At 61.2% G+C, this 17,458-nt stretch carries 14 protein-coding genes, 1 other RNA gene and 1 pseudogene; 8 read left to right on the top strand and 8 right to left on the bottom strand.

Annotated features, from left to right (window positions below; genetic code table 11):
- Positions 1-19: 19 nt before the first annotated feature.
- The 3 genes from AB4N43_RS07415 to AB4N43_RS07405 all read left to right on the top strand — a co-directional run bounded on the left by AB4N43_RS07415 (position 20) and on the right by AB4N43_RS07405 (position 3,559).
- Positions 20-1,186, top strand: coding sequence for a zinc-binding metallopeptidase family protein (locus tag AB4N43_RS07415; RefSeq protein ID WP_460153666.1), 1,167 nt, complete (start codon positions 20-22; stop codon positions 1,184-1,186).
- A 260-nt stretch (positions 1,187-1,446) separates the two neighbouring features.
- Positions 1,447-1,543, top strand: an RNA gene (gene ffs / locus AB4N43_RS07410) — signal recognition particle sRNA small type.
- Positions 1,544-1,858: 315 nt separating this feature from the next.
- The gene (locus tag AB4N43_RS07405) at positions 1,859-3,559 is read left to right on the top strand and encodes a putative bifunctional diguanylate cyclase/phosphodiesterase (protein ID WP_460153664.1); all 1,701 of its coding nucleotides are present in this window, start codon (positions 1,859-1,861) and stop codon (positions 3,557-3,559) included.
- 10 nt (positions 3,560-3,569) lie between these two features.
- On the opposite strand, the gene AB4N43_RS07400 is transcribed toward AB4N43_RS07405, so the two are convergent.
- On the bottom strand, positions 3,570-4,316 hold the full coding sequence (locus AB4N43_RS07400; protein WP_027921725.1) for a substrate-binding periplasmic protein: 747 nt from the start codon (positions 4,314-4,316) through the stop codon (positions 3,570-3,572).
- 143 nt (positions 4,317-4,459) lie between these two features.
- Between AB4N43_RS07400 and dnaX the strand changes: the two genes are divergently transcribed.
- The 5 genes and pseudogenes from dnaX (at position 4,460) to AB4N43_RS07375 (ending at position 10,232) form a co-directional block, all read left to right on the top strand.
- Positions 4,460-6,529 (top strand): DNA polymerase III subunit gamma/tau, encoded by a 2,070-nt coding sequence (gene dnaX, locus AB4N43_RS07395; RefSeq protein ID WP_027921724.1) that lies wholly within the window; start codon positions 4,460-4,462, stop codon positions 6,527-6,529.
- 66 nt (positions 6,530-6,595) lie between these two features.
- Positions 6,596-6,934: a YbaB/EbfC family nucleoid-associated protein gene (locus AB4N43_RS07390; protein ID WP_027921723.1), complete on the top strand. Its 339-nt coding sequence runs from the start codon at positions 6,596-6,598 to the stop codon at positions 6,932-6,934.
- Between the two features lie 262 nt (positions 6,935-7,196).
- Complete coding sequence (locus AB4N43_RS07385; protein ID WP_460153661.1) at positions 7,197-8,231, top strand: NADP-dependent oxidoreductase; 1,035 nt, start codon at positions 7,197-7,199, stop codon at positions 8,229-8,231.
- Positions 8,232-8,296: 65 nt separating this feature from the next.
- Positions 8,297-8,898: pseudogene (gene recR / locus AB4N43_RS07380) on the top strand (recombination mediator RecR).
- A 185-nt stretch (positions 8,899-9,083) separates the two neighbouring features.
- Positions 9,084-10,232: an acyl-CoA dehydrogenase family protein gene (locus tag AB4N43_RS07375; RefSeq protein WP_027921720.1), complete on the top strand. Its 1,149-nt coding sequence runs from the start codon at positions 9,084-9,086 to the stop codon at positions 10,230-10,232.
- 106 nt (positions 10,233-10,338) lie between these two features.
- Here the strand turns inward: AB4N43_RS07375 and AB4N43_RS07370 are convergent, their stop codons facing one another.
- The 7 genes from AB4N43_RS07370 to AB4N43_RS07340 form a co-directional block, all read right to left on the bottom strand.
- Complete coding sequence (locus AB4N43_RS07370; protein WP_027921719.1) at positions 10,339-10,887, bottom strand: adenine phosphoribosyltransferase; 549 nt, start codon at positions 10,885-10,887, stop codon at positions 10,339-10,341.
- Positions 10,888-10,966: 79 nt separating this feature from the next.
- Complete coding sequence (gene fnr, locus AB4N43_RS07365; protein WP_027921718.1) at positions 10,967-11,701, bottom strand: fumarate/nitrate reduction transcriptional regulator Fnr; 735 nt, start codon at positions 11,699-11,701, stop codon at positions 10,967-10,969.
- A 155-nt stretch (positions 11,702-11,856) separates the two neighbouring features.
- Positions 11,857-13,239, bottom strand: coding sequence for an oxygen-independent coproporphyrinogen III oxidase (gene hemN, locus AB4N43_RS07360; protein ID WP_027921717.1), 1,383 nt, complete (start codon positions 13,237-13,239; stop codon positions 11,857-11,859).
- A 234-nt stretch (positions 13,240-13,473) separates the two neighbouring features.
- A complete protein-coding gene (locus tag AB4N43_RS07355; protein WP_059181313.1) occupies positions 13,474-14,157 on the bottom strand; it encodes a sulfite exporter TauE/SafE family protein in 684 nt (227 codons plus the stop codon).
- Complete coding sequence (ccoS, locus tag AB4N43_RS07350) at positions 14,150-14,368, bottom strand: cbb3-type cytochrome oxidase assembly protein CcoS (RefSeq protein ID WP_027921715.1); 219 nt, start codon at positions 14,366-14,368, stop codon at positions 14,150-14,152. Before ccoS ends, AB4N43_RS07355 begins: the two co-directional genes overlap by 8 nt.
- A gap of 24 nt (positions 14,369-14,392) precedes the next feature.
- Complete coding sequence (locus tag AB4N43_RS07345) at positions 14,393-16,843, bottom strand: heavy metal translocating P-type ATPase (RefSeq protein ID WP_027921714.1); 2,451 nt, start codon at positions 16,841-16,843, stop codon at positions 14,393-14,395.
- A gap of 67 nt (positions 16,844-16,910) precedes the next feature.
- Positions 16,911-17,450, bottom strand: coding sequence for a FixH family protein (locus tag AB4N43_RS07340; protein WP_027921713.1), 540 nt, complete (start codon positions 17,448-17,450; stop codon positions 16,911-16,913).
- Between the last annotated feature and the right edge of the window lie 8 nt (positions 17,451-17,458).

Below are 17,458 nucleotides of genomic sequence, written 5' to 3'. Positions count from 1 at the left end.
GCCTCAGGGAGAGATCGCCATGTACCGCTTCTTCGAACAGCTCAGCGCGCGCATCGCCGCGCCTTTCATGGGCGTCAACTCGCGCAACAGCAAGGTCTGGCAATGTCGCTGCGGGCAGTCGCTGTTCTTTCGCAACAGCCAGTGCCTGGCCTGTTCGGCGGCGCTGGGCTATCAGCCTGAGCAGAGTCGCTTGTCTTCGCTGCAGCCAGGTGAGCAGGCCGACACCTGGCTGCTCGATGCCGACCCGCAAGCCGGCGTGTTCCGCCGCTGCGCCAATCTCGATTCCCCGGCGGCGTGCAACTGGCTGCTCCCGGCCAATGACCACGATGCGCTTTGCATCGCCTGTAGCCTGAATCACACCATTCCCGACCTGTCGATTCCCGAAAACCACGAACGCTGGCGCAAGGTCGAAACGGCCAAGCGACGACTGGTCGCGCAGTTGGTCAGCCTCGGTTTGCAGGTGATACCCAAAACCGTCGACGAAGAAACCGGCCTGGCGTTTGATTTTATCGGTGTCGACCTCGAAGGCAAATCACCGACCACCGGTCACGCCAACGGCTTGATCACCCTCGACATCAAAGAAGCCGATGACGCCCACCGCGAGCAGGTCCGGGTGCAAATGCACGAGCCCTATCGCACGTTGCTCGGGCATTTTCGGCATGAGGTCGGGCATTATTACTGGGACCGGTTGATCGCCAGCAGCGATTGGCTGGAGCCTTTTCGTGGGTTGTTCGGTGATGAGCGCGCCAGCTACGCCGAGGCGCTGGAGCGGCATTACCAGCAAGGCGCGCCACTCGACTGGCAACAACAATGCGTCAGCGCCTACGCGACCATGCACCCGTGGGAGGACTGGGCGGAAACCTGGGCGCATTACCTGCACATGATGGATGCGGTGGACACCGCGCTGGGATTCGGCATGAGCGCGCGGGAAATGGATTTCGATTACCAGCCATTCCCGTCAAGCGCGCTCTACGACCCGCAGCATCCCGGCGGCGCGGCGTTTCTGTCGTTCGTCAATGCGTGGATCGAGTTGGCGGGCATGCTCAATGAGTTGTCGCGCAGCATGGGCCAGCCGGATTTCTACCCGTTCGTCCTGCCGCCGCCGGTGATCGCCAAGCTGCACTTCATCCATCTGGTGATCCAGCAAGAGGGCGGCAGGGCGGATGAGGTGCTGCAGGACCTCTGACCATCCTGTAGCCGCTGACGTGCAGCGCGAGGCTGCGTCCGGCTGCGAAGCAGTCGTGAAATCTACCAGCGCGGTGTTTCAGGTTGACCGCGGACGCAGCCTCGCGCTGCTCGTCAGCGGCTACAGAGGAAGGTCTTTCACAGGGATTGCATGTCCTTGAAGCCGTTCATGTTTTTTAATCCGCCCCAACGGTTGTAACTTCGTCTCAGATAGGTACAATGGCGCGGCTCGCCGTCAGGTGAGCGTCGTTATGGTGACCCCATCGGTCCCCCCGCAACGATTACCCGTGAACCTGGTCAGATCCGGAAGGAAGCAGCCACAGCGGGAACATTGTGTGCCGGGGTGTGGCTGGTGGGGTTGCCTCCATAACGCACCGCGAATCCTCTTTCGCGTTTTCTATCTGAAAATATTTTTTTGTCGTTCTGCCATGGATCATCTCCAGGGCGGTTTTTCGACGTTTGCGGTTTTCAGAACGAACATTTCACTTATGCACCGATATTCATTGCTGCACGAAGGCTTGGACAAGCCTTGGTCAAGCTGCGAGCATTGCGCGCCCTCGTCAGACTGGCGCGAGGTATTCAAGTCAGATTGATCTGCAGTCTTGCAGGGCCATCAAAAATGCGCGTCCGGGATGACACGCCATTCTTCCGCTAGCGACAGCGAGCCTGATTCATGGATGAGAAGTACCGCAGGGCTGTGGATGCCGCCGCGATTTTTTCCGAGACCGACCTGAACGGCCGGATCACCTACGTCAATGACCAATTCTGCGCCGTGTCCGGTTATAGCCGTGAAGAGCTGATCGGCCAGAATCACCGTCTGCTCAATTCCGGCGTGCATTCCTGCGAATTCTTTTCTGTGATGTGGCGCACCATTGCGCTGGGCAGTGTGTGGAAAGGCGAGATCTGCAATCGCGCCAAGGACGGCAGCCTGTACTGGGTCGACAGCACCATGGTGCCGGTCCTCGATGATGACACCGGGCGGGTCGATCGATACCTGTCGATCCGGTTCGACATCAGTGAAAAACGCGAGTTGCTGCATACCTTGCAATGGCGGGTCGGGCATGACGTGCTGACCGGATTGCCTAATCGCGCGTACCTCTCGGATTTGCTGGATCAGGCGCTGGAGTTCTCACGGCTGGAAGACACCCCGCTGGCGGTGTGCATGCTCGACCTCGACGGGTTTAAAGCGGTCAACGACGGCTACGGCCATGCCAGTGGTGATGTGTTGCTGGTGGAGGTGGCCAGGCGTTTGCGTGGCATCGTGCGGGGCGAAGATGTGGTGGCGCGTCTGGCAGGCGACGAGTTCGTGCTGGTGTTGCGTCATGTGCGGGATCTGCCCGAACTGCGTGCGGCGCTGAACCGGGTGCTGGGTGCGATTTCGGCACCGTACGTGCTGCATGGCAAGGACGTTCATGTGTTCGCCAGCATCGGGGTCACGCTGTTTCCCCTCGACAATGAAGATGCTGAAACCCTGTTGCGTCACGCCGACCAAGCCATGTACGTGGCCAAGCAGCGCGGACGCAACCGTTTTCACCTGTTCGACGTGACTCGGGATCAAGAGGTCAAGGCGACGCACCAGACCGTCCAGCGCGTGCGTCAGGCGTTGGCAGCCGGTGAACTGCGTCTGCATTTCCAGCCCAAGGTCAACATGCGCCTGGGTAAGGTCGTCGGTTTCGAGGCGCTGTTGCGCTGGGCGCACCCGCAAAACGGCCTGATACGGGCCAGGGATTTCTTGCCCGCGGTGGAGGAGACGGACCTGATCATCGACATCGGCGAGTGGGTGATGGATCAGGTCCTGGCGCAGTTGCACCGCTGGCAGCAGGCGGGGCAGTGCTGGCCGATCAGCCTGAACATCGCGGCACGGCATTTTGAGCGTGCGGATTTTGTTGAACGGCTCAAGCAGGTGCTCGCTCGGCACGCCGAGGTGCCTGCGCAGATGCTTGACCTGGAAATCGTCGAGTCGGTGGCCATCGAGAATATCCACCACGTCAGCGTCTGTTTGCAGGCTTGTCAGGCGCTGGGGGTGCAGTTTTCGCTCGGCGACTTTGGCACCGGTTATTCGTCACTGAGCTATCTCAAGCGTCTGCGCACGCAAACCATCAAGATTGATAAGACGTTCGTGCGCGACATGCTGGAGGATCGCGATGACCTGGCGCTGACCACCGCTGTGATCGGTCTGGCCCGGGCATTTGGCCGGCAGGTGATTGCCGAAGGGCTGGAAAGCATCGAGCACGGTGAGTTGTTGCTGAGACTGGGTTGCGAGGTCGCCCAAGGCTATTTCATCGCCCGGCCAATGCCGCCCGAAGCGGTGCCAGGCTGGGTGGCGGGGTTTGTAGTGCCGCCGCAATGGCAGGCAGTGACCATGTCCCTGTAGCCACAGGCTGCTAAAAGTTTGCGGGGGTGCCGATGTACAACCGGATAATGTCATCAATCTCCCCGGACATTTTCATCCGCAACAACGTGCGCAGAATGCGCTGCACCGGCACCTTGGGGTCATTGCGCACATAGCAACCGACATTCTGTTCCTGCAACACGGCCACCGCTTTCAATTGTCGGTCGGGCAGCAGGCGCTGATTGAACCAGTCCAGTGTCCATTGATTGCTCACGGCATAGCGATGACGCCCGGCATTGAGTTTTTCCAGCACTTGTTCCTGATTGCGCGCGTCTTCGCGGCGCAGGCGATCGGCATCGAACAGCGGTTGCAGCGTCGGGTAGTAATAGCCGAGCACTGTGCCGATGGGCTGGCGTGAAAGGTTCGCAGGCAACACCAGGGCGGGCGGGGCTTGCTGACTGACCAGCACGTCACGCTGAAACCACAGCGGGATGCTCCAGATGTAGTCGCCTGACTGATTCGGTAGCCATGACTGCGCGGCATAGCAGCGCACATCGACCTCGCCGTGTTCCATGGCGTTTTGCACTCGCGCCCGGGGCAGTACGTGAAATTCCGCCGGCACTCCCACCTGAGTGGCCAGGCTGAGCATCACGTCATACAGGATGCCCTGGGTCAGGCGGCCATGATCCAGTTGCACCATCGGCATCGCCCAACTGTCGGGCACGACAAATCGCAACGGCGCTTCGGCAGCGGCGGCGCTCACACTTATCCACAGCAATGCCCCCAAGGCACAACGCATAAACGCTCCGGTACAGCTGAAACCCGAGCCGATTAAAGCCCCCAAAGTGCAGCTTAGCCAGATTAGACGAGCACACCGGATGCAATTTTGGCCTTGCTCCGCTAGCATTAGCCGCTTCTGTTCCTTCGTTGCGACGGTTTTCGATGAGTTATCAGGTTCTTGCACGTAAATGGCGTCCGCGCTCGTTCCGCGAAATGGTCGGCCAGACCCATGTGCTCAAGGCTCTGATCAATGCCTTGGACAGCCAGCGGCTGCACCATGCCTACCTGTTTACCGGTACGCGCGGGGTGGGCAAGACCACCATTGCGCGGATCATCGCCAAATGCCTGAACTGTGAAACAGGTATCACTTCGACGCCGTGCGGCGAGTGCTCGGTGTGCCGCGAAATCGATGAAGGGCGCTTTGTCGACCTGATCGAGATCGACGCCGCGAGCCGGACCAAGGTCGAAGACACCCGCGAACTGCTCGACAACGTGCAGTACGCCCCGAGCCGCGGGCGCTTCAAGGTCTACCTGATCGACGAAGTGCACATGCTCTCCAGCCATTCCTTCAATGCGCTGCTGAAAACCCTCGAAGAGCCGCCGCCCTACGTCAAGTTCATCCTGGCGACGACCGATCCGCAGAAACTTCCTGCAACCATTCTGTCGCGGTGCCTGCAGTTCTCCCTGAAGAACATGACGCCGGAACGCGTAGTCGAGCATTTGACCCACGTGCTGGGTGTCGAGAATGTACCGTTCGAAGACGACGCATTGTGGCTGTTGGGCCGTGCCGCCGATGGCTCGATGCGCGATGCCATGAGCCTCACTGACCAGGCCATCGCCTTCGGTGAAGGCAAGGTCATGGCCGCCGACGTGCGGGCGATGCTCGGTACGCTGGATCACGGCCAGGTCTACGACGTTTTGCATGCGTTGATCGAAGGTGACGCCAAGGCGTTGCTCGAAGGCGTTCGTCATCTGGCCGAACAAGGCCCGGACTGGAACGGCGTGCTTTCGGAAATTCTCAACGTACTGCACCGCGTCGCCATCGCCCAGGCCTTGCCTGAAGGCGTCGACAACGGTCACGGCGACCGTGACCGGGTACTGGCGCTGGCCCAGGCGTTGCCAGCCGAAGACGTGCAGTTTTATTACCAGATGGGCCTGATCGGCCGGCGTGATTTGCCGCTGGCGCCGGACCCGCGTGGTGGCTTTGAAATGGTCCTGCTGCGGATGCTCGCCTTCCGCCCCGCAGACACCGCGGACGCCCCGAGGCAACCGCTAAAGCCAGTGGGGATCAGCCAGGCCACAGTTGATTCCGCAAATTCAGTGGCTGCCGCGCCGGTTGTTGCGCCGGTAGTCGCTGCGGCAGTTGCACCTGCTCCCGTTGTTGCCGTTCCAGTTCCCGCGCCGGAACCTGAACCGGTTGCGCCCGTTGTCGTACCGGAACCGGTGGTTGAGCCCGTAGCGGTCGAGGCCGTCGTCGACTTGCCGTGGAACGACCCGGTCGTTCCCGACGTCATGCAGCAACCCGCCGTCGAGCCGGTACTGGAAACCGCCAGCGAGCAGCCCGAGTTGCCGCCAATGCCGTTGCCAACGCCGGACAGCGTGGTGCCGGATGCGCCGGAGTGGGCCGCTGCGCCGATCCCGGAACCGTCCGTTGCCGACGTCGATGCCGCTACCCCTGGCATCGACCAGGACGACGAACCGCCGCTGGACGAGGATTACATCGAGCCGGACATGGATTCGGCCTACAGTTACCTTGATGAACTGGCCAGCGAACACACCGCCGAACCCGCGCCGGAACCGGAGCCGGAACCCGCTGCGATGCCGGCCACCGGTCTGGCGCTGCAATGGCTGGAAATGTTCCCGAAACTGCCGATCTCCGGCATGACGGGCAGCATTGCCGCCAACTGCACGCTGATTTCCGTCGAGGGCGATCACTGGCTGATGCACCTGGACCCGGCCCACAGCGCCTTGTTCAATGCGACCCAGCAACGTCGTCTCAACGATGCGCTGAACCAGTTTCACGGGCGCACGCTGACCCTGAGCATGGAGCTGATCAAGCCTGAGCAGGAAACTCCGGCCCAGGCGGCGTCCCGGCGCCGAGCCAACCGTCAGCGCGAGGCCGAGGAGTCGATCCACGGCGATCCGTTCATCCAGCAAATGATGCAACAGTTCGGTGCGGTGATCCGTAACGATACTATTGAACCTGTCGACGCTCTGGTCAGTCAGGGCTAATAACTGAAGGCGTTCGGTCAACAGGGCCGGACGCTGTTTAATCCAAGTACTTTTGAGGTGATTCCCATGATGAAAGGTGGCATGGCCGGCCTGATGAAGCAGGCACAGCAGATGCAGGAAAAAATGGCCAAGATGCAGGAAGAGTTGGCCAACGCCGAAGTCATCGGTAAAGCGGGCGGCGATATGGTCACCGTGGTGATGACCGGTCGTCACGACGTCAAGAGCGTGACCATCGACCCAAGCCTGGTTGAAGGCTTGAGCGAAGACGACAAAGAGATGCTGGAAGCCGTCGTCGCCGCCGCCGTCAACGATGCCGTGCGCAAGATCGAAGCGAACAGCCAGGACAAAATGTCCGGCATGACCGCAGGCATGCAATTGCCGCCGGGCATGAAGCTGCCATTCTGATTCGCTAAAGCGCATCGGATGAGCTACAAAAAAATGCCAGGCATCGCGCCTGGCATTTTTGTTTCTGCCTGATGGGTGTAGCGTCTGTGCGATCGCCATCGCGGGCAAGCCTAGCTCCCACAGGCGTCACCTCAATCCTGTGGGAGCGTGGCTTGCCCGCGATGAAGTCACCTCGGTACACCTGACGAAACATCGAACCTGAAACCGCCACAAAGGTCTGCTCCCCTATACCACTCGATTCTCGATCAAAGGAGACGCTCACATGCCACAAGCATTGACCCTCAACCAACGTATCGTCCTGGCGTCCCGCCCGGTTGGCGCGCCGACGCCGGAGAATTTTCGCCTGGAAAGGGAAGCGTTGCCGGAGCTCGCTGACGGTCAGGTCCTGCTCAAGACCCTTTACCTGTCGCTGGACCCGTACATGCGCGGTCGCATGAGTGACGCGCCGTCCTATGCCGCCCCGGTCGAAATCGGCGAGGTCATGACCGGCGGCGCTGTCAGCCGGGTCGAACGCTCGTTGAATCCAAAATTCCAGGAAGGTGATGTGGTCGTCGGCTCCACCGGCTGGCAGAGCCATAGCATCAGCGACGGTCGCAACATCATCCCGGTGCCGTCCGGGTTGCCGAGCCCGTCGATGGCCTTGGGCGTGCTGGGGATGCCGGGCATGACGGCCTATATGGGGCTGATGGACATTGGCCAGCCGAAGTCCGGCGAAACCCTGGTGGTCGCGGCGGCATCCGGTGCCGTGGGGTCGGTGGTCGGTCAGGTAGCGAAGATCAAGGGTTTACGCACGGTCGGCGTCGCCGGTGGCGCGGAAAAATGCCGTTATGTCGTCGACGAATTAGGTTTTGATGCCTGCGTCGACCACAAGAGTCCGGACTTCGCCCAAGAGTTGGCGGAGGCGTGCCCCAACGGCATCGACATCTATTACGAGAACGTCGGTGGCAAGGTGTTCGACGCGGTATTGCCGCTGCTCAACCCCAAGGCGCGTATTCCGCTGTGCGGCCTGATCGCTTCCTACAACGCCCACGAAGCCCCGAGCGGCCCGGATCGTCTGCCGCAATTGCAACGGACGATTTTGACCAAGCGCGTGCGAATCCAGGGCTTCATCGTGTTCGACGACTACGGCGATCGCCAGCCGGAATTCATCAGTGCCATGGCGCCGTGGGTGCGCGACGGCAAGGTGAAATTCCGCGAAGACGTGGTCGATGGTCTCGAACAGGCACCCGAAGCATTCATTGGTCTGCTGGAAGGGCGCAACTTCGGCAAACTGGTGGTGCGGGTCGCGCAGGACTGAGTATTTGACGCTAAAGAGAGGCGCGGGTATAAACCGCGTCTCGTTGTTTTGTCGGACGTTTCCCTATGAGCTTCAGCCCTTTGATTCGCCAACTGATCGATGCCCTGCGAATTTTGCCGGGCGTGGGTCAGAAAACCGCCCAGCGCATGGCGCTGCAACTGCTTGAGCGTGATCGCAGCGGTGGTTCGCGACTGGCGTTGGCCTTGAGTCAGGCCATGGAAGGGGTGGGTAATTGCCGTTTGTGCCGCACGCTGACCGAGGACGACCTGTGCCCGCAGTGCGCGGATACCCGCCGTGACGACACGTTGTTGTGTGTGGTGGAAGGGCCAATGGATGTCTATGCGGTGGAGCAGACCGGTTTCCGTGGTCGCTACTTCGTGCTCAAAGGGCATTTGTCGCCGCTTGACGGTCTTGGGCCTGAGGCGATTGGTATTCCGCAGTTGATGGCGCGGATTGAAGAGGCCGGGACTTTTACCGAAGTCATTCTTGCGACCAACCCGACGGTGGAAGGTGAGGCGACGGCGCATTACATTGCGCAGTTGCTTAGCAATAAGGGGCTGATTGCTTCGCGTATTGCTCACGGTGTGCCGTTGGGGGGGAGCTGGAGTTGGTGGATGGCGGGACGTTGGCGCATTCGTTTGCCGGGCGTAAGCCGATAGCCTTGTAGTGGCTGAACGGGCCTCATCGCGGGCAAGCCCGGCTCCCACACTGGATCTCCAGTGTTCACCACAGCATTGTGGGAGCTAGGCTTGCCCGCGATGGCCGCGCCTCAGTTCTCCGTATTGACACAATCCTGTTGAAAACCAAGCAAGCGCTCGGTTAACGTCGCTGAACCTTCAGTGGAGTTCGCCGATGCCTGCCTTTCAGGAATACTTCGATCCCAGCCACCAATTGGTCCGTGACAGCGTCAGACGTTTCGTCGAGCGGGAGATCCTTCCGGACATTGATCAGTGGGAGGAAGCTGAAAGCTTTCCCCGTGAGCTCTACCTCAAGGCCGGTGCTGCCGGGATTCTGGGAATTGGCTATCCCGAAGCGCTGGGCGGCAGCCATGAAGGTGATCTGTTCGCCAAGGTCGCTGCCAGCGAAGAGCTCATGCGCTGTGGCTCGGGTGGACTGGTGGCCGGTTTGGGGTCGCTGGACATCGGCTTGCCACCGATCCTCAAGTGGGCCCGGCCCGAAGTGCGTGATCGCGTGGTGCCGCAGGTGCTGACCGGCGAGAAGATCAGCGCCCTGGCGGTCACCGAACCCAGCGGCGGTTCCGACGTCGCCAATCTGCAAACCCGCGCCGTGCGTGACGGCGACTTCTATCGCGTCAGCGGCAGCAAAACCTTCATCACCAGCGGCGTTCGCGCCGATTACTACACCGTCGCAGTGCGCACCGGCGAGCCCGGTTTTGGCGGCATCAGCCTGTTGTTGATCGAGAAGGGCACACCCGGTTTCACCGTCGGCCGTCAGTTGAAGAAAATGGGCTGGTGGGCATCGGACACCGCGGAGTTGTTCTTCGATGACTGTCGGGTGCCGGTGGGCAATCTGATTGGCGCGCAAAACATGGGTTTCGCCTGCATCATGGGTAACTTTCAGAGTGAGCGGCTGGCGTTGGCATTGATGGCCAACATGACTGCGCAGCTGGCGCTGGAGGAGAGCCTGAAGTGGGCGCGTCAGCGCGAAGCTTTCGGTAAACCCATCGGCAAGTTCCAGGTACTCAAGCATCGCCTCGCCGAGATGGCGACCGCGCTGGAAGTGTCTCGGGAATTTACCTATCGCCAGGCGGCGAAGATGGCGGCGGGGCAGAGTGTGATCAAGGAAATTTCGATGGCCAAGAACTTTGCCACCGACACGGCGGACCGGATCGTCAATGATGCGGTGCAGATTCTGGGAGGCTTGGGTTACATGCGTGACAGTCTTGTGGAGCGGCTGTACCGGGATAACCGGATTCTGTCGATTGGCGGCGGGACGCGGGAAGTGATGAACGAGATTATCAGTAAACAGATGGGGCTTTAATTGGTGGTGTAGCGGCTGACGTCATCGCGGGCAAGCCCGGCTCTCATATGACATAGGTCACTGTGGGAGCCGGGCTTGCCCGCGATGGCGTCAGTACCAACGCCGCTTACTTGTCAGTCAACGCAAACTGCGTCAGGCAGAAAGTAGGAATCCCCATATCTTCCAATCGCTGCGACCCACCCAGCTCCGGCAGATCAATAATCGCCGCCGCTTCATGAACCCGCGCGCCCATGCGTCGAATCAGGTTCGCCGCCGCAATCAGCGTGCCGCCCGTGGCAATCAAGTCATCGAACATCACCACCGAATCGCCCTCGCACAGGCTGTCGGCGTGGACCTCGAGGAACGCTTCGCCGTACTCGGTCGCGTAACCCTCGGCCAACACGTCGGCCGGCAGTTTGCCTTGCTTGCGGAACAGCACCAGCGGTTTGTTCAACTGATACGCCAGCACCGAACCGATCAGGAAGCCACGCGCGTCCATCGCCCCGATGTGGGTGAAATCGGCTTCGACGTAGCGATGGGCAAAGCTGTCCATCACCAGGCGCAGGGCCGTGGGTGACTGAAACAACGGCGTGATGTCACGAAAGATCACGCCCGGCTTGGGGAAGTCGATCACGGGGCGGATCAGGGATTTGATGTCGAAGGAGTCGAAGACCATCGTCGAGGTGTCCTGGCAGGCTGCAAACGTCGCAGTATAACGGCGGCTGAACCGTTTCGCTCAGCCGCAAGGGTGACAATCAGCCTTCGAGAGAGCCGCCGGCCAGCGCGCAGAGTTGGATCGGGTCGAGGATACGAATTTCCTTGCCTTCAGCGGCGATCAATTCGCTCTGCTGAAAACGGGTGAACACCCGGGACACGGTTTCGACCGCCAGCCCCAGGTAATTGCCGATTTCGTTGCGCGACATGCTCAGGCGGAACTGGTTGGCCGAGAAACCGCGGGCGCGGAAACGTGCCGACAGGTTGACCAGGAACGTGGCAATGCGCTCGTCGGCGGTTTTTTTCGACAGCAGCAGCATCATTTGTTGATCGTCGCGAATCTCGCGACTCATGACGCGCATTAACTGGCGACGCAGTTGCGGCAGTTGCACGGACAGTTCGTCGAGGCGATCGAAAGGGATTTCGCACACTGAGGTGGTTTCCAGCGCTTGCGCGGACACGGGGTGCTTTTCAGTGTCCATGCCCGACAGGCCGACCAGTTCACTCGGCAAGTGGAAACCGGTGAGCTGTTCTTCACCGGCGTCGCTCAGGCTGAAGGTCTTGAGGGCGCCGGAGCGCACCGCATAGACGCAATCGAAGGTGTCGCCCTGGCGAAACAGGAACTCACCTTTTTTCAGCGGACGGCCACGCTTGACGATGTCGTCCAGCGCGTCCATGTCCTCCAGGTTCAGAGACAGCGGTAAACACAGGGGGGCGAGGCTGCAATCCTTGCAATGGGCCTGGTTATGAGCACGCAGTTTGACTGGCTCGGACATTTCTTCAATCCTTGTGGGAAAATCACACATAAGACGTAAGGGTAACCCACGGGATGGCATTCCGGCCAGTTTGTGCAGATATTGTCACGCCACGATACCGCGTGATGTTTGGCGGTCCTGTAAACTCTGAAATCCGCCTCCATGGCGATGAAGAATTAGATCACCCGGGAAAATCGTTGGTGGTTGAGTTGCTGAAGATAAGCATCGAACACCATGCACACAGAGCGCACCAGCAAACGACCGGCCGGCAGTACAGTGATTCGTTCGTTGTCGAGGCTGATCAAGCCGTCATCGGCCATGGTCAGCAACTGCGGCCACAATTGGCCGAAGTAACCGCGAAAGTCGATGTTGAACGCTTGCTCGATCTCGACGAATTCCAGGCTGAACCTGCAGATCAGCTGCTGTATCACCGCCCGCCGCAGCCGATCATCGGCGTTGCACACCAGGCCACGGCTGGTGGCCAGTTGACCCGTGGCCAGGGTGTTCTGGTATTGAGCCAGATCGCTGGTGTTCTGGCAGTACAGATCACCGATCTGGCTGATGGCTGACACCCCCAAACCGATCAAATCGCAATGGCCGTGGGTGGTGTAGCCCTGAAAATTGCGCTGCAGGGTTGATTCCTCCTGGGCGATCGCCAGTTCGTCGTCGGGCAGGGCGAAGTGGTCCATGCCGATGTAGCGGTAACCGGCCGTGGTCAGTTGCTCGATGGTGCGCTGGAGCATTTCCAGCTTCTGCGCCGGTGTCGGCAGCTCGTCGCTGTTGATGCGTCGCTGCGGCATGAAGCGTTCGGGCAGGTGCGCGTAGTTGAACACCGAGAGCCGATCCGGTTGCAGGTTGATCACTTCATCCACCGTGCGGGCGAAGTTTTCGGGCGTCTGCCGGGGCAAGCCGTAAATCAGGTCGATGTTGATCGAGCGAAATTGCAGGGTTCGGGCCGCATCGATCACCGCGCGGGTTTCTTCCAGGCTTTGGAGGCGGTTGACCGCCCGTTGCACGGCCGGGTCGAGGTCTTGCAGGCCAATGCTGACACGATTGAACCCCAGCTCGCGCAACAGGCCCATGGTTGACCAGTCGGCTTCGCGAGGATCGATTTCGATGCCGTAGTCGCCGGAATCATCGTCCAGCAAGTTGAAGCTCTTGCGCAGTTGAGCCATTAACTGGCGTAGTTCATCGTGGCTGAGGAACGTCGGGGTGCCGCCGCCGAAGTGCAGTTGTTCGACCTTCTGCGCCGGGTCGAGGTGACAGGCGATCAGCTGGATTTCCTGCTCAAGACGCTGCAAGTAGGGCAGGGCGCGGCCGCGATCCTTGGTGATGACTTTGTTGCAGGCGCAGTAGTAGCAAATGTTCGCGCAGAACGGCACATGCACGTACAGCGACAACGGGCGCAGGGCCTTACGGCTGTCGCGCAGTGCGTGAAGCAGGTCGAACGAGCCGACTTGACTGTGGAATTGCACAGCCGTCGGGTAAGAGGTGTAGCGCGGTCCCGCCAGGTCATAACGGCGGATCAGATCGGTGTCCCAACGAATGGCGTCGAGCATCATGCGGGCATTCCCCCGGATAGGCTTGCAGTGTGGGCGAGTCTAGGGGGGAGGCGTTGGGGCATCTTGATTTGCATCAACGGTGAGCACGGACGTGTAGCAGCTGCCGAAGGCTGCGTCCGGCTGCTAAGCAGTCGTAAATCTTTCACCTCGGGCTCTCAGGGGATTTGCATGCTTTGTATAGGCGAGGACTTCGTCCTCGAACGCAGCCTGCGGCAGCTGCTACAGGGCGGACTAGTGACCCATCAACCAATGCTGATGCGGCCCCGGCAAGGTCCAGAGGCCGAACAGCATCACCAGCAGACCACCGGCCATGCGCACGCTGCGTTTACGCAACAGCGCCGTCACCCGCTCAGCCGCCAGGCCTGTGGCCAGCAACACCGGCCAGGTGCCCAGGCCGAACGCGAGCATCAACAAAGCGCTGTCCAGCGCATTCCCCTGACTCGCCGACCACAGCAAAGTGCTGTAAACCAACCCGCACGGTAGCCAGCCCCAGAGCGCGCCCAGCAGCAAGGCGCGGGGCAGGCTCGACACGGGCAGCAGTTTGTTGGCAATCGGCTGGATATGCCGCCACAGGCCGCGACCCAGGCTTTCGATGCGAGTCAGGCCGCTCCACCAACCGGCGAGGTACAGCCCCATGGCGATCAGCAGCAGACCGGCGATGACCCGCATAAACATCGCTGCCGGGCTGTTGGCCACGGCCCAGCCGGCCAGGCCGATCAAGAGGCCGGCGGTGGCGTAGCTGAGGATGCGGCCCAGGTTGTAGGCCAGCAGCAAGCGAAAGCGTCGGTTGCGTTGTTCCTTGGGAATCGCCAGGGTCAACGCGCCCATCAAGCCGCCGCACATACCCAGGCAATGGCCGCCCCCGAGCAAGCCGAGAATCACCGCAGACACCAGCAGTGGCGCCAATTCAAGCATGAGGCGGCGCCTTGTCGTCGGGTTTGGCCGGATGGCCGCTGGCTTCATCGACCGCAGCTTTGTGGGCCGGGTCCTGGTCGTCGAACAGAATGCTGTGGGCCGGGCCGTCGAGGTCATCGTACTGACCGCTGTCCACCGCCCAGAAGAAGATGTAGACGGCGATGGCCACGATCAGCAGCGCGGCCGGAATCATCACGTAAAGAGCTGGCATGGGTGGACTCCATGCCCGCGCGGCTCAGGCCGGCAGCGGGCGGGTTTCTGGCGTGGCGCGGGTGGCTGGCGAGCTCGGCAAGCGAGTCAGGCGCAGGGCATTGAGCACCACGGTCAACGAACTGATCGACATGCCGACGGCAGCCCACACCGGAGTGATCCAGCCGAGGGCAGCGAACGGCAACATGAGGCCATTGTACAGCCCGGCCCACAGCAGGTTCTCGATGATTACCCGACGGGTTCGCCGGGCCAGACTGAAGGCTTGCACCAGTGCGTCGAGACGGTTGGACAGTAACACGGCATCGGCACTGGTTTTCGCCAGATCCGTGGCCGAGCCCATCGCCACGCTGATGTCGGCCGCGGCCAGTACCGGCACGTCGTTGACCCCGTCTCCGAGCATCAACACCTTGCGGCCTTCCTTGTGCAGTTGTTGCAGGACTTGCAATTTGTCGTCGGGACGCAAACCGCCACGCGCCTCGTCGATTCCCAACTCGGCGGCAACGCTGGCGACCATCGGCGAGCTGTCTCCGGACAGCAGCAATGTGCGCCATCCCCGCGCCTTGCAGGCTTGCAGCAACGCAGGGGCATCTGCGCGCAACCGGTCGTCGAGGACAAACCACGCCAGAGGGCCCTGACTGTCGCCGAGCAGCAGCCATTGGCCCGCTTCATCGGGCATCGAAGGTGCGGCAGCGCCACTGAGTTCGCAGACAAAACCTGGCTGGCCAATGCGCAGGCGTTGTACGCCGACCAGGCCTTCAAGCCCCAGCCCCGGTGTGCTGTGGACTTCTTCGGCGGCCAGTGGCGCGCGGCCGAAGGCGCGGGCGATCGGGTGTTCGGAGCGGTTTTCCAGCGCGGCCGCCAGGCTCAGGCATTGGTCACTGTCGAGTGCGGCCAGCGGGCGGATTGAACGTAAGGCGAGGCGCCCTTCAGTCAGGGTCCCGGTCTTGTCGAAGATCACCGTGTCGATCTGGTTCAGACCTTCCAACACATGGCCGCGCGTCAACAGCAGGCCGAGTTTGTGCAGCGTACCGGTGGCGGCGGTCAGCGCGGTGGGCGTCGCGAGGGACAAGGCACACGGACAAGTGGCGACGAGCATGGCCAGCACAATCCAGAAGGCCCGGGATGAATCGAGTTCCCACCACAACAGGCCAATGGCGGCAGCGGCGATCAGCGATAGCAGCAAAAACCACTGCGCGGCGCGGTCGGCGATTTCCGCCAGGCGCGGCTTTTCGGCTTGCGCGCGATCCAACAGGCGGACAATGGCGGACAGTCGTGTGTCCTGGCCCAGGGCCAATACTTGCACGGTCAGCGCGCCTTCAACGTTCAACGTGCCGGCGGTGACTGCATCGCCTGGCATTCGCGGTTGCGGCAAGTATTCACCGGTCAGCAACGATTCATCGATGCTCGACTGACCGTCGAGGATCTTGCCGTCTGCCGGCAGAATGGCCCCCGGATGGACCAGCACCTGATCGTCGACGCGCAATTCGCTGAGCAGGATTCGCTCGCTCTGGCCATCCGCGCTCAGGCGCAGGCATGAAGCGGGCAGCAGGTTGACCAATTGGGCAGTGGCCGCAGCGGTACGTTCTCGGGCGCGGCGTTCCAGATAACGACCGGCCAGCAGGAACAGCGCAAACATGCCGACTGCATCGAAATACAGCTCACCAACGCCGCTGATCGAAGTCCAGATCCCGGCGAGGTAGGCGCTGCCAATCGCCAGCGACACCGACACGTCCATGGTCAGGTGGCGGGTGCGCAGGTCGCGCATCGCGCCTTTGAAGAACGGCGCACAGCTGTAGAACACGATTGGCGTGGTCAGGAACAGCGCGACCCAACGCAGAATGGTGTGCAGTTCGGGGCTGAGGTCGATGTTGAATTCCGGCCAGGTGGCCATCGTCGCCATCATCGCCTGGAACCACAGCAGGCCGGCCACGCCGAGTTGGCGCAAGGCCAGACGGTTCTCACTGGCCAGTTGTTCACTGGCGCGGTCGGCTTGATAGGGGTGGGCGGCGTAACCGATATGGCGCAACTCACTGAGCACCTTGCTCAACGGTAATTGCGCATCGGCCCAGCGTACGTGCAGGCGATGGTTGGACAGGTTGAGGCGCGCTTCGGCCACCGCCGGCAAGCCGCGCAGGTGTTTCTCGATCAGCCAGCCGCACGCGGCGCAGCTGATGCCTTCCATCAACAGGGTGGTTTCGGCGAGGTCGCCGTCGTGGCGCACGAACGGCGCTTGCACGTCGGCGCGGTCGTACAGCGCCAGTTCGTCCACCAACTGCACCGGCAAGGCTTCGGGGTTGGCCGATGACTCGCTGCGATGCTGGTAATAGCTTTCCAATCCGCCCGCCACAATCGCCTCGGCCACGGCCTGGCAACCCGGGCAGCAGAACTCGCGGGTTTCACCCAGGACCGCCGCGGTGAAGCGGCTGCCAGCCGGGACGGGCAGGGCGCAGTGGTAGCAGGGGGTTGGAGTGGTCATTCGGTTTTCACAGGGGGTTGTCCGATGATCGTTCCCACGCAGAGCGTGGGAACGATCAGAGTCGGGCTTACTTTTTCAGGTCTTCCGCGCCTTGCAGCGGCTCATCGCCCAGCAGCAGGTCCTTGTCATGGCTGACCTGTTCTTCTTCGAACAGGCGCCAGGTCTTGTCGCCTTCGACCCCCAGCAGTTCTACAAAGCGACGGCCTTCGACCTTGTCGCTCAGTTGACCGATGTAGCGGCCCTGTTCCGTGTCGCTGTGGGCGAGGGTGATCTTGCGATCCTTCTCCGGTTGCGTCGGCGAGATCAGGTTCAGTTCAAGGGTTTTCGGTTGGCTGTTGCCGCTCAGGTGCAGGTCGACTTCGCCGGTCACGCCATCCAGATGCACGCTGGCCCGTAACAGCAGGGTCTGGGCCAACAGTTCACGGTCGAGGGAGCGGTTGATGCCTTTGCCGGCTTCGTAGTAGTTGTCGTTCACCAGGTTGTCCGGGTTGTTCACCGCGATGGTCACCATGGACAAGGTCAGGGTCACCGAGCAGGCCAGAATCCCGATGATGATCCACGGCCAAAGGTGCTTGTACCAGGGACTTGCGGCAGTTGCTGCGGGCATGATCACTT

The organism is Pseudomonas sp. S2_B07 (assembly GCF_054668435.1).
This window is presented reverse-complemented; position numbering and strand designations above follow the sequence as displayed.

Coding starts and splice junctions, on each gene's coding strand:
- hemN (WP_027921717.1), bottom strand. CDS start 13,239: ATGCTCGACGCCATTCGTTGGGACACCGATCTGATCCGCCGTTATGAC.
- fnr (WP_027921718.1), bottom strand. CDS start 11,701: ATGTCCGAGCCAGTCAAACTGCGTGCTCATAACCAGGCCCATTGCAAG.
- AB4N43_RS07390 (WP_027921723.1), top strand. CDS start 6,596: ATGATGAAAGGTGGCATGGCCGGCCTGATGAAGCAGGCACAGCAGATG.
- AB4N43_RS07385 (WP_460153661.1), top strand. CDS start 7,197: ATGCCACAAGCATTGACCCTCAACCAACGTATCGTCCTGGCGTCCCGC.
- ccoS (WP_027921715.1), bottom strand. CDS start 14,368: ATGCCAGCTCTTTACGTGATGATTCCGGCCGCGCTGCTGATCGTGGCC.
- AB4N43_RS07400 (WP_027921725.1), bottom strand. CDS start 4,316: ATGCGTTGTGCCTTGGGGGCATTGCTGTGGATAAGTGTGAGCGCCGCC.
- AB4N43_RS07370 (WP_027921719.1), bottom strand. CDS start 10,887: ATGGTCTTCGACTCCTTCGACATCAAATCCCTGATCCGCCCCGTGATC.
- AB4N43_RS07340 (WP_027921713.1), bottom strand. CDS start 17,450: ATGCCCGCAGCAACTGCCGCAAGTCCCTGGTACAAGCACCTTTGGCCG.
- AB4N43_RS07415 (WP_460153666.1), top strand. CDS start 20: ATGTACCGCTTCTTCGAACAGCTCAGCGCGCGCATCGCCGCGCCTTTC.
- dnaX (WP_027921724.1), top strand. CDS start 4,460: ATGAGTTATCAGGTTCTTGCACGTAAATGGCGTCCGCGCTCGTTCCGC.
- AB4N43_RS07375 (WP_027921720.1), top strand. CDS start 9,084: ATGCCTGCCTTTCAGGAATACTTCGATCCCAGCCACCAATTGGTCCGT.
- AB4N43_RS07355 (WP_059181313.1), bottom strand. CDS start 14,157: ATGCTTGAATTGGCGCCACTGCTGGTGTCTGCGGTGATTCTCGGCTTG.
- AB4N43_RS07405 (WP_460153664.1), top strand. CDS start 1,859: ATGGATGAGAAGTACCGCAGGGCTGTGGATGCCGCCGCGATTTTTTCC.
- AB4N43_RS07345 (WP_027921714.1), bottom strand. CDS start 16,843: ATGACCACTCCAACCCCCTGCTACCACTGCGCCCTGCCCGTCCCGGCT.